Raw genomic sequence first — 12,385 nt, 5'->3', positions numbered from 1 at the left:
GCGGCAACAACTCGAGCCATTCAAGCCCTGGAAACTGAGCTTGGCGAATCACTGTTCCACCGCAATACCCGCCAGGTGAGCATCACTGCTTTCGGTCAGGATTACGCCAAAGATGCCAGGTCAGCTCTGGATCATTTCGATACGCTATTCCGGTCGCACAGGATGGAACCTGAGCTGTCAGGTAAGGTGGGGATTACGGCTCCACATGCTATTGGCAGGCGCTTCCTAATACCGTTTCTTCAGCCCCTGGCCGCTGCACATCCTGACCTGCAATTCGATCTCCGCTTGGAAGATCAGATGACTGATGCCGTTGAAGCGCATATCGATATTGGTATCCGGGTGGGGGTTATTCGCGACCGGCGCTACGTTGCACGTGCCTTAGCTCCCGTGCCGTTTTACGTTGTCGCGTGCCCGTCTCTCATAGGCCAAAAGACACCACCTAAATCTTTGGATGCCTTAGCTAAGCTGCCACTTTCAGTCCTGATCGACCGGAAAAATGGCCGCCCTTGGCCTTGGCTATTTGCCGACGGGCAAACGTTCGCGCCCAGGCAGCCAGCTCTTATCTGTGATGATCCAGATACGGAATTGGAAGCCACCCTGGCAGGCATGTGTTTTGGCCAAATTCCTGCCTATCTGGCTGAGCCTCATCTGCGGTCAGGAAAGCTGGTTGCCGTTTTGGCTGATCACGCTCCAGCACCATGGGATCTGTTCATATACCGCCCGCAGCAGGGTCCTGTATCGAAGCGGGTGCGATTGGTGTACGACCACCTTAAGCAGGCTTTCTCAAACCCCAAGCTATTTCCCCAGGGCCTGGGGACATAGCTTGAATACCTGCCAGCAATCGTCCGCTTTTGGCCCAGAGTGTGTAAAAACACTTTCACATCTTGTATGCCCCAGCCCACTGCGCCTGGGCGTAGTGATTTCCCGAGCATTTGCCACGATCAGCGCCGGTGGCGCGTCAGAGCGCTTATAAAGCACTGTGGTACCTCTTGGGACAGTAAAAACCGGGGCTTTTACGCCGTCATCGCCTTCAATAAGCCTTCGGTACCCATGATTTTCATCACCCGCTTCAAATTATAGGCAAGCACATTCAAGCTCATTTCTGCACTCACCCCGTTCAGCTTTCGTGAATGCTTGAATCTTAGCGGTCTCCATTGGGCATCTCGATTTGTCTGCAAAAACGGAAAGTTTAGTCCAGTGCCGAGCAACGGCGACGTGCGCTTCAATAGAGGAAAATGGTCGTTTTAGAGCTGTTGCATCAGCCTCGAACGCGGTACCGCCCGTCAGGCTTTGACCAGTTTTCCTGAACAACGCGCGTTGTATGGGAGACGAACCAAGGTAGGAGCGAAAGCGCAATCGGCGCTCCTTTGAACTGACTTGGAGAACCCAGATGAAAGCAATCGTCTACAACGGCCCGCGTGACGTCAGCGTCCAGAACGTCCCAGATGCGAAGATCGAGAGACCAACGGATGCTCTCGTTCGAGTCACATCCACGAATATTTGTGGTTCCGATCTGCACATGTACGAAGGCAGAACCACCTTCGAGACGGGTCGAGTCTTCGGTCACGAGAACCTCGGTGAGGTGGTCGAGGTAGGTGCAGGAGTTGAGCGCGTTAAGGTTGGAGACATGGTCTGCTTGCCCTTCAACATCGGCTGTGGTTTTTGTGAAAACTGCGAGAAAGGACTTACCGGCTATTGCTTGACCGCCAATCCAGGCAGCGCTGGTGCCGCCTACGGCTTTGCAGAGATGGGCGCTTATGACGGTGGCCAGGCCGAGCTGCTGCGAGTTCCCTTCGCGGACTTCAACTGTCTCGTGCTGCCTGAGGATGCGAAGGAGCGCGAGGACGACTACGTCATGCTCTCCGACATTTTCCCCACGGGATGGCACGCAACAAGGCTGGCGGGGCTGCAACCAGGCGAGTCCATTGCCATCTACGGCGCAGGCCCGGTCGGCTTGATGGCGGCGCACTCCGCGCTTATCCAAGGCGCTTCGCAGGTCTTCGTAATAGACGATCAACCAGACCGCTTGAAACTGGCTGCCCAGATGGGGGCCACGCCAATCAATTCCGTCGAGCAGAAGGCTGTCGATGAAATCCTGAATTACACCGATGGTAAAGGCACGGATCGTGGGTGCGAATGCGTGGGCTACCAGTGCTGCGACAAACATGGCCACGAGGTGAATCACCTGACCATGAACAACCTCGTCGCCTCGACCAAGGCAACCGGTGGTATCGGAGTAGTCGGGCTATTCGTTCCCCAAGATCCGGGTGCCAAGAACGAGTTAGCCAAAGAAGGGAAGATGGCTTTCGACTTCGGTTCCTTCTGGTTCAAAGGGCAGAAAATCGGCACCGGGCAAGCCAACGTCAAGGCGTACAACCGCCAGTTGGCTGAGCTAATTCATCACGGGCGTGCCGCACCCTCGCAGATCGTTTCCCATCGATTGAAGCTGGATGATGGCCCAAGTGCTTATAAGCACTTCGATGCACGAGACAAGGGGTGGACGAAGGTTGTGATGAAGCCTGCGGCTTAGTGTTTTGAGTAGCCGTCTCCTGCTCGGGGCGGCTACTCGGATGCTGTATCGTTCGAATCCATGCGAGCATCAATGATGCTCAGGCAGGATCCAAGTTTCGCCGGTCATGAAACATCGTTCTGAGCGACTCATGGCGACTTTGGAAATCTGCCAATCGCCATGCTGTTCCTAAGCTTGAGTACCGACGGCTTGTGATCCTGATGAGAGAACGAATCGAATCTGCCAACCAGCAGCATCTTGTATTAGTCAGTTAGCAATGGATCTAAGGATTATTGCTGCGTGAGCTCCAGTCGCTGCCTTATGGTGAATCATCTCTATGGTATCGCGACTGACCGCTATTGGCCCAGAGTGTGTAAAAACGCTTCGTCAAAATTGAAGTACTCGCGTCTACGTGAAATCTGGAGTTTATCGGCACGTCAGCAAATGTGGATTTCTCCCAGATGCACGATTTCTAGCTTGTGTTTGAGTACCTGCCGCACTTGAAAACGTTTTTACACAGTCTCGGCCGGTACCTGCCTAACGCGACAGGCAGATACCGGCCGGGAGTCGCCAGTAGCATCGGGCTGGAGTTGGCCACTTTCACCTGCTGATACCGTCAGCTTCTGCGCCAGTTGATCCTCGGCACCGCAACACGGACAATCCTGTACAAGAATACAGTGATCACTACCATGTCCGTCTCGTTAGCCCCTGAGCTTTACTACCTCAGCAATTTCCGTACGGCACTCGCCTGGGTGGCTGAGCGCTATGCAGATCTACTGGCGGATGAAGAACGTGCCTTTCTCGACACCTTCAATACCCTGCCCTGGCCATCCCAGGCCTTGCTGGTGCGCATGATTAGCGCAAGGGCTGTCATTTTCGTCTGAGCAAGCTCGTTTACCCGGAAATCGGCGACTGCCTGGCTGCTGCCGATCCACTGCTTGAACAGGGATGGATCACCGAGCAGGCGCTGCTCACAGCCGATGAGATTGCCGAGCTGCTGCGCAAGGATGAGGTGCTGACTCATATGCCGCTCACAGACCGCCGCGCGGCGCAGAAAAAGGCCGAGCTGCTCGAACAACTGCGCGCAATGGAGCTACCTGCCCAGACCTTCACGGACTGGTGCCCTATGTTGGATGATCAGTTACTCAGCCTGATGGTGGGCGAGTTGTGTGATCGTTTGCGCCTGATGTTCTTTGGCAATCTGGCTCAGGACTGGTCCGAGTTCGTGCTGACGGATCTGGGCATCTACCGTTACGAATCGGTGGATATAGGCCCGGAGTCACGTGGTTTTCAGTGCCGCCAGGATCTTGAGGATTACCTGCACCTGCGCCAGTTACGCGTCAGCGTTGAGCAAGGCGCAGACCTGGCGGACATTGTACCGCCGTTGCTGGCGTTCAGTTCAAGCAACCCATACCTTTGCAGCCGCCAATCGTGCCTGCTGTTTCAGATCGCCCAGCAACTGGAGAGGAGCGGTGAGCTGGAGCAGGCCCTGCTGCTTTATCAGCAAAGCGCGCATGGCGAAGCCCGCTGGCGACAGATTCGCGTACTGGAACAACTGGGGCGCGATGCCGAGGCCTATGATCAGGCCCTGGCCTTTAGCCAAACCCCAGGCAGCTATGAAGAAAGCCAGCGCCTGGAACGAGCCCTCACCCGCCTGCAGCGCAAGCTCGGCCTGCAGATGGTGAAAAAGCCCAAGGCTGCGAGCGAAACCCGCATCGACTTGGTATTGCCGGCGCCGACACATGGCAGTGTGGAGATAGCTGTGCGTGATCACCTGCAGCAGGATGATGCTCCGGTGCACTATGTGGAAAATACCCTGCTCTGCAGCCTGTTCGGCTTGCTGTGCTGGGAGGCGATCTTCGCACCGCTGCCGGGGTCATTTTTTCACCCGTTCCACAGTGGCCCGGTGGACCTGCACAGCCCGGACTTTTATGCGCGCCGCCAACACCTGTTCAAACGCTGTCTACTGCAACTTGAACAACCCGACTACAGGCAATTGGTCAAGGCCCGGTATCAGGAAAAGTTCGGCCTGCAATCACCCTTCGTCTTTTGGGGCATGCTCGATGAGGCGCGCCTGGAACTAGCCCTGCAGTGCATTCCCGCTGCACACCTGCACGCCTGTTTTACCCGCCTGCTGCGAGATCTGAAAGCCAACCGCGCCGGCATGCCCGATCTGATCCAGTTTTATCCGCAGGAACATCGCTACCGGATGATTGAGGTCAAAGGCCCCGGCGACCGCCTGCAGGACAACCAGAAACGCTGGCTCAGTTTCGCGGCTGAGCACGGTATCGCCGTTGTAGTTTGCTACGTGCGCTGGGCTGAGGCATGAGCTATCGGGTAGCGGTGCGGGCACTGTGCGAGTTCACCGCCAAGGAAGGTGACCTGGATCTGCGCTTCACCCCTTCCCCCACCGCTCAGGAAGGCATGGCTGGGCACCAGACAGTGGTTGATCGGCGGGGAGACGGCTATATCGCCGAGTTACCTCTAAGTGGCAGCTACCCCGGCCTGCTGGTCAGCGGCAGGGCCGACGGGTACGATCCGCAAGAGCGGCGCCTAGAAGAGATCAAAACCCACCGTGGCGATATCAGCCGCATTCCGGCCAACCACCGGCTGCTGCATTGGGCGCAGGTCAAGGTCTACGGCTGGCTGCTCTGCCAGCAGCTTGAGCTGGAAGAGTTGGAATTGGCTGTGATGTATTTCGACGTGATGAGTCACGCCGAGCATGCCTTCAGCGACCACTTCACAGCCGCTGAACTGGAAGACTTCTTCAATCAGCAGTGCCAATTGTTTCTGAGCTGGGCTGAACAGGAAGAAGCACACCGCATCAAGCGTGACGAGCATCTGCAGAGCATCAGTTTTCCCTACCACTCAGGAAGTCCCGTCCTGAGCGGGGCGAACTACAGGATAAGAACATGCCAAACAATTCTTTCGGTGAATCCTCTTGTACCGCTGCGGCCAGCGGCCTCGTGCAGGTGCGTGGCGCGCGCGAGAACAACCTCAAAGAGGTGGACGTCTCCATCCCGCGGAATGCGCTGGTGGTGTTCTCGGGTGTCTCCGGCTCCGGGAAGTCCTCGCTGGCCTTCGGCACCATCTATGCCGAGGCGCAGCGACGCTACTTTGAGTCGGTGGCCCCCTATGCACGGCGCCTGATCGACCAGGCGGGCGTGCCGGACGTAGATGCGATCGACGGCCTGCCACCAGCGGTGGCGCTGCAGCAGCAGCGGGGGTCCAGCAATGCGCGTTCCTCCGTGGGCAGTGTGACCACCCTGTCCAGCCTGGTGCGGATGATGTATTCGCGCGCCGGCGCCTATCCCGCCAACCAGCCGATGCTGTACGCCGAGGATTTTTCGCCGAACACGCCGCAGGGGGCGTGCCCGACCTGCCACGGCTTGGGTCATGTGTACGAGGTGACCGAGGCGATCATGGTGCCCGACCCCTCCCTGAGCATCCGTGAGCGGGCGATTGCTTCCTGGCCACCCGCCTGGCAGGGCCAGAACCTGCGCGACATCCTGGTCAGCATGGGCTACGACGTTGACCGGCCGTGGAAGGACCTGCCGAAAAAGGATCGCGAGTGGATTCTGTTCACCGAGGAAACACCAACGGTGCCGGTGTACGCCGGTTTCACGCCTGCCGAAACCCGCACCGCGCTCAAACGCAAGATGGAGCCGAGCTACATGGGCACCTTCACCGGCGCCCGGCGGTATGTGTTGCACACCTTCGCCAATACCCAGAGCGCGCTGATGAGAAAGCGCGTATCCCGGTTCATGGAGGGCAAGCCGTGCCCCACCTGCCACGGCAAGAGGCTCAAGCCCGAAGCGCTGTCGGTCACCTTCGCTGGGGTGGACATCGGCGCGTTTATGCAGATGCCGCTGGACCACTTGGCGGCATTGCTCGAACCCATCGCACAGGGCGATTTCCGCGCCCATGCAGCGGGTGCGGCTACGGACAAGGAAGCGACCCGGCGTGAGCGTGCCGAACGCGCTGCCACCGGCCGTGCGGTCCATGCGGTATCGCCCGACGTGCGCCGTACCTCCGCGCTGTCGGAAGAAAAGCGCCTCGCCGCACAGCGCCTGGCTGGAGGCGTGATGGCGCGCCTGCGCCAACTGCGCGGGCTAGGCCTGGGCTACCTGACGCTGGACCGGGCCACGCCGACGCTTTCGGCCGGCGAGTTGCAACGCTTGCGGTTGGCCACGCAATTAAGTTCCCTGCTGTTCGGCGTCGTGTACGTACTCGACGAACCCTCGGTGGGCCTGCATCCCTCCGACAGCCAGGCCCTGTACGATGCACTCGACCGGCTGCGCGACGCGGGCAACTCGGTGTTTGTGGTGGAGCACGACCTGGACCTGATGCGCCGCGCGCAATGGCTCGTGGATGTCGGGCCGGATGCCGGGGAGCGTGGCGGCCGCGTGCTCTACAGCGGCGAGCCGGATGGCCTGCGCAAGATTGCCGAATCGCGTACTGCACGTTACCTGTTCGACGAAATTCCCGCACCCGGAAGCCGAGCACGCGAAGCGACCGGCTGGTTGGAGCTGCAGGGCATCCACCGCCATAACCTGCATGGCGTGGATGCGCGCATTCCGCTGGGCGTGCTGACAGCCGTTACCGGCATCTCTGGCTCCGGCAAATCCAGCCTCGTCGCGCAGGCCCTGCCGGAATTGGTGCTGCTGCACCTGGGCCACGAGCCTGAAGTCGATGCCGCCGAAAGCGCCACCAGCGAAGGGCCGGCAGTGGTCGAAGCGACCGGCGGCCATCTGGCGGGCGACGTGGACGCCATACAGCGCCTGGTGCAGGTGGACCAGAAGCCGATCGGGCGCACGCCGCGGTCGAACCTGGCTACCTACACGGGTCTGTTCGACCATGTGCGCAAGCTGTTCGCCGCCACGCCCGATGCTCGACGCCGCCGCTATGATGCCGGACGGTTCTCGTTCAACGTCGCCAAGGGGCGCTGCGAGACTTGCGAGGGCGAGGGTTTCGTTAGCGTGGAACTGCTGTTCATGCCCAGCGTGTACGCGCCGTGCCCGACCTGCCATGGCGCGCGCTACAACGAGGCCACGCTGAAGGTGCAGTGGAACGGGCGCAACATCGCCGAGGTGCTGCAGATGACCGTGGACGATGCCAGCGAATTCTTCGCGGGTGAAGACGCGGTGGCAAGGCCCCTGCAACTGCTGCGCGACATCGGACTGGGCTATCTGCGCCTGGGGCAACCGGCCACTGAGCTTTCCGGTGGCGAGGCGCAGCGCATCAAGCTGGCGACCGAGCTTCAGCGCAGCCAGCGCGGCCGAAGCCTGTACGTGCTCGACGAGCCGACCACCGGGCTGCACGCGTCGGATGCCGACCGGCTGCTGGTGCAGTTGCAGCGCCTGGTCGATGCCAGCAATACCGTAGTGATGATCGAGCACGACATGCGTGCGGTGGCCCAAGCCGACTGGGTGATCGACGTAGGGCCAGGCGCGGGCGCTGCCGGCGGCAGCATCGTGGTGGCGGGTTCCCCTCAGCAGGTGGCCCGAAAGTCTGGCAGCCGAACCGCTCCGTTCCTTGCACGGGAGTTGGCGCGGGTCGAGTAGCTTAGTTCGCCAAATGTTGCCAGCTTCGCGGGGCATTGATCGTCGCCACACGGTGGTGACGGTCGCTGCCCGAGTCGCGTCATCCTTCCTGAGTCAGAGCAAGATAGGGATTGTTGGGCGGTATTTCGGCGAATACCAAGGACCCATTTTCGAGGAGGTAGCTATGCAGTCGGCGGGACTTCCTCGGGCCCGTGACTTCACAGGTCCAAATGTTCAGGCCATTTGGGTGCTTGCGGTGTAGCTGCAGTTTCTCAAAGCGCTTTTGCACCCACTGCCAATCCTGTTGCTTGTCCTGCCTGGCTAGCGCATCCACCTGGGGATGTTCCTGCGCATAGCGCTGGAACACGCCGGGACTGACCAGGTAGGCGGTGTCGCTCACCGTATGCACGAGCGCCTTGGCGTCGTTGATGATGAGTCGCCGCGCGGCGACTCCCTGTTGCAGCCACGTCATGAAATGCTCCCCGGATGGTATCGCGACTATTGGAGTTGATGCAGGTCCAGGCGCAGGGGTAAGTGGCAAGGGAGACGCTGCGGCTGTGGTTGGGGCAGGAACGTCAGGCTGGGCAGGGACTTTCTCCACTGGCTCTTCACTCTTCCCCATGTCGGCCGTGCCATCCAATCCAACCATCGGCAGCATGTCCTCCATGACGTCGGGCACGGGCGGGGCCGCAGTCGGCAAGGCGGTATCGCTGCGAGGGCATTCCCAAGGGGGAGTCTCCTGACCTTCGGGTGCTGGCTGCCCCACGACCGCGGGCGGTGTGCCTGGTGCACTGCCGTTGATTTCCGCTGGCGTCGTGTCGATCGCCACCGTGCCTGCGAAAAGCGCTGGCCGCTCGCCGGATTCCCAGATCAGCGCGGGCGCGAGGCGCAACAGGGTGAACGAGTAGGACCAGCCGGTCGCACTGGTCACGGTCGCGCGCCAGACCGCCTTGCCGTCTGAGGTAGGCTGGAGCATGCCGTGGTCCTGCAGCACGTTGAAGACGGCGGTGTTGTTCGCAGGAATGCCGTCGATCCCCTGAGACAGCAGGTGCGCGCGCAGCTTGTCCGAGACAGTCTTGCTCACCAGCCACAGCCCATCCTCAGTGAGCCAGCCATCGGAGGCTTCCGGCTGATTCAGCTTCAACTGTTCCTTGAGCAGCAAGCGCAGCCCGTCCAGCAGCTTGCGTTGCAGCGCGTGCCTGGGCGCGGCCATGGCGCGCGCGGGATCGCCGCCCAGTTCCTGTGCCACAGAAGCGCGATCAGCCTGCACGACCAGTTCACCCAGCACGCCGGCGTGCTCGTACTGCCCGGCCAAGACGTAGAGCAATGGTGCCCACAGAGACGGATAGCCGCTGAGCCAGTCTAGGAGCGGACCATCGAGCAATTGGCGGTAGAGCAGCCCTGTTGCGGCGCTGTGCAACCGGTACTCGCGGTCTTCGCGGTAGCGGAAGCGGTACGACTGGTGCAGCGGGCCGTGCCAGGGATGCCACAGCGAGCCGTCTGCCAGCTCGACCAGCAGATCGACGGCCACCTTGCCGATGTCGTGCAGCAGCGCGGCGTAAGCAACGGCGGCGGTCCAGGCTTCCGACTGCGCCGCCTGGTCTTCGGGGCTGGCGCCGATGGGCAACAGATGGGACTGCCGCAGCTTGAGCGCATAGGCGACGATCTCCAACCCGTGATCCAGCATGCCGCCGGGGTAAGCGTGATGATGGCTCTCGGAAGCGGGGAATTGCTGGACCAGCTCGGCGTAGCGCTCCAGCGGCGTGCGGTACAGCGTGGCGAACTGCCGGCGCGACAGCGACGTGCGCTGCCAGATGTGTTCCAGCAGCTTCTGTCGGCGCGGTGTCGCCAGCAGCGATGCGGCCGATTCGGGCCGTAGCAGCCCTTTGGGGAGGTCGGTGGCGGGCGCTGGTGATGGTGCAGTGACCGGAGGCCGTTTTCGCTGGAACAGGGAGAGCATGTGGGTGTCCTCTGGGGGGGGCGGCCGGGATGCCTTTTCGCCTTTTCGAGGTAGGGCCTTTCCCCTTGCACCCCCATTCCCTTGCCGTTTCGGCCCTTTTGCCTTTAACCGCTTCGGTATAGCGGGAAATGGGATGCGGCTCCAGCGTCAATGGGGAACCCGCTGGAATGGAATGGTCAGCGTCCTTCAGGTCACGCTCGATGCCGTAGAGCTTGTTGATCAGGCTCAGCGCCACGTCGGCACGCCCAGTCTTGCCCTTGGGCTGCACCTTTTGGGCTTCGACGAACTTGCGTCGCGCATGCGCCCAGCAGCCCAGGCGTTCGATGCCGTCGCGTGCAGCCACGGCGTTGTAACCGGCGTAGTCGTCGGTCATCAGGTAGCCGCGGTAGCCATCGAGCAGGCGTAGCGGCACCTCCTGCGCGCGGCTGGCTGTGTAGTCGAAAAGGATCACCGGCTTGTCCGGCGGCCCACCGCTTTGCACCCACATCCAGGATTGTGCCGAGGGGTCGCGTCCCGGTTCATGCAGCACCTGCAAGCGCGTTTCGTCGCAGTGCAACACGGGGTAGTCCAGCAGCTTGTCGCGCATCAGGTTGAGCAACGGTTGCAGTTGCTCGCCACTTTGGATCACCCAACGCGCCAGGGGCTGGCGTGGGATGTCGACGCCGTGGCGGCTGCCCCCTAAAGAAGGTTGGCCGTAGAAGAGCACTTGAAGGGCTTCGCGTCCCTCTCTGGAGTGTGCTGTCTTTTGCGTGTACAGCCCCTGGTTTCAGCGTTGTCAAGTGGCAGTTTTGCTATAGGAGCGTTTTTTCCGCGCACCGCATCACTGGTAATGCTGTTCGATCACTCGAAGCTTCGGATGATCTGATCGTTATTTGGTCACATTGCTGTTTTTGACATCGGCAAAGACTGAAATCAGTCAGAAATACAAGGGTGTGCAGCCCTAGATTCTTTCTTGCAGCGCCTTGAAGAAGGCATCGATATTCTCATCGTGGCGTTTGTAGTAGGTCCAGGGGCCGATCCGCTGCGATGTCACCAATTGCGCGCGCTGTAGAGCTGCGAGATAAAGCGATGTCGTTGACTGCGAGAGGCCCGTGCGCTCTTGGATGATACTGACGCACACGCCTACCGTTTCTGGGTCGACTTCCTGCTCGGGAAAGACTGTCCTGGGATCCTTGAGCCAATTGAGGATGGCAAGGCGCGTCGGGTTCGCCAATGCTTTCAGGGCTTCGTTGACGTCAATAATCATGAATTTTTTGAGACCTGTTTTTTTCGATATCTAGATATCTTCCTGATTCGCGCATCAAATTGGAAGGCTTCGCCATGATCTCTGCGCGCCAGCCCGTCGCAATGACGGGCTGGTTTGGACTGGAATCCTATTGTCCTGTCAGGTAGGACTATCGGGCACCTGTGCGCCGAATTGCGGGACGATATGTTTGCCAAGTTCCTCGATAACCTCTGCTGCGGGGCGTTTACCATACTTGAGGTTCAGGATGACGTGATCTACACCGATTTCCTGAAGTGTATCCAGCAAGGCCCGCAGGTGGTTACGTCCCAGTCGGAATCCTAGATGGATAGGCGAGGGCGGCGTGGATGGGTGTTCGTCCAGGTCGATATACAGCGATTGCAAGAACGGCTTGTAGATAGTGCCACATTGTTTAGCCGTTTCCTGTCGCCAATCTTCCACGATGAGTTGCTGCATTTTTGGCGGACGTGGATAGTTGATCCATCCATGGCTTTCACGCGCGATCCAATCGAGCGGCTGGCGGCTGTGTCCGGTTACGAATAGCGGTATTTCCCGAGTCGTAGGTTTGGGAACGAGATCGGCCCCCAGTAACTCGCCGTGACTCCAGCGAATGGGCTCGAAGTGTGTTCGATGGGCTTGGCGTATCACATTGAGGTTTTCTTGAAAGGTCTCGCCACGCTGTTCTGGATCAACGCTGAATGCGGGAAACTCCACGGGACGATCGCCAGAGGCTACTCCCAGGAGCAAGCGACCTCCGCTCAACTGATCAATGCTCGCTGCGGCCTTTGCCGTGTGCAAGGGATTACGCAAAGTAAGGGCGATGGAGGCGGTGCCTAGTGCGATTTTTGTTGTATGGGCTGCCATGTAGCCCAGATACACCCAAGGGTCGAAAACCTGGCCGACATCGCCGAAGCTTGGGTCCCTGAGCGGCACGTCGCGAAACCAGATCGCCGAAAAACCAAGTGCCTCTGCACGTTTGGCCAGCGCGACCTGATCTAACATGCTCGGTGTATCACCTTCGAAAGCCTCCAGGGGAAAGAACAGCCCAAGGCTTAGATGACCCTGCCTGAAGGTTCGTTTGAATCCCCTATGCTCTTGGTAGGGGATCGTGCTCGGTTGGTACATGCTTA

6 protein-coding genes and 3 pseudogenes are annotated in these 12,385 nt (G+C 59.9%); 5 read left to right on the top strand and 4 right to left on the bottom strand.

Going from position 1 to position 12,385, the window contains the following annotated elements:
* Positions 1-18 precede the first annotated feature (18 nt).
* From P5704_010345 to P5704_010325, 5 genes and pseudogenes are all read left to right on the top strand, one after another.
* Complete coding sequence (locus tag P5704_010345) at positions 19-822, top strand: LysR substrate-binding domain-containing protein (protein WOF81203.1); 804 nt, start codon at positions 19-21, stop codon at positions 820-822.
* A 568-nt stretch (positions 823-1,390) separates the two neighbouring features.
* Positions 1,391-2,530 carry a glutathione-independent formaldehyde dehydrogenase gene (locus P5704_010340; GenBank protein ID WOF80836.1) on the top strand — a complete coding sequence of 380 codons (1,140 nt, stop codon included), beginning with the start codon at positions 1,391-1,393 and terminating at the stop codon, positions 2,528-2,530.
* 668 nt (positions 2,531-3,198) lie between these two features.
* A pseudogene (locus P5704_010335) lies at positions 3,199-4,838 on the top strand (VRR-NUC domain-containing protein).
* A pseudogene (locus tag P5704_010330) lies at positions 4,835-5,374 on the top strand (ATP-dependent DNA helicase). Before P5704_010335 ends, P5704_010330 begins: the two co-directional pseudogenes overlap by 4 nt.
* Positions 5,375-5,421: 47 nt before the next feature.
* Positions 5,422-8,073, top strand: coding sequence for an excinuclease ABC subunit UvrA (locus P5704_010325; GenBank protein ID WOF80835.1), 2,652 nt, complete (start codon positions 5,422-5,424; stop codon positions 8,071-8,073).
* Positions 8,074-8,152: 79 nt separating this feature from the next.
* Here the strand turns inward: P5704_010325 and mobH are convergent, their stop codons facing one another.
* The 4 genes and pseudogenes from mobH to P5704_010305 all read right to left on the bottom strand — a co-directional run bounded on the left by mobH (position 8,153) and on the right by P5704_010305 (position 12,380).
* Positions 8,153-10,012: a MobH family relaxase gene (gene mobH, locus P5704_010320; protein WOF80834.1), complete on the bottom strand. Its 1,860-nt coding sequence runs from the start codon at positions 10,010-10,012 to the stop codon at positions 8,153-8,155.
* Between the two features lie 178 nt (positions 10,013-10,190).
* Positions 10,191-10,682, bottom strand: a pseudogene (locus P5704_010315) (IS66 family transposase).
* Positions 10,683-10,952: 270 nt separating this feature from the next.
* The gene (locus tag P5704_010310; GenBank protein ID WOF80833.1) at positions 10,953-11,258 is read right to left on the bottom strand and encodes a helix-turn-helix transcriptional regulator; all 306 of its coding nucleotides are present in this window, start codon (positions 11,256-11,258) and stop codon (positions 10,953-10,955) included.
* A 138-nt stretch (positions 11,259-11,396) separates the two neighbouring features.
* The gene (locus tag P5704_010305; GenBank protein ID WOF80832.1) at positions 11,397-12,380 is read right to left on the bottom strand and encodes an LLM class oxidoreductase; all 984 of its coding nucleotides are present in this window, start codon (positions 12,378-12,380) and stop codon (positions 11,397-11,399) included.
* Positions 12,381-12,385: the final 5 nt, after the last annotated feature.

The sequence above is a fragment of the Pseudomonas sp. FeN3W genome, assembly GCA_030263805.2.
Classification (GTDB): domain Bacteria; phylum Pseudomonadota; class Gammaproteobacteria; order Pseudomonadales; family Pseudomonadaceae; genus Stutzerimonas; species Stutzerimonas stutzeri_G.
The sequence above is the reverse complement of the archived record's forward strand: the minus strand, read 5'-3'. Positions and strand labels throughout refer to the sequence as shown.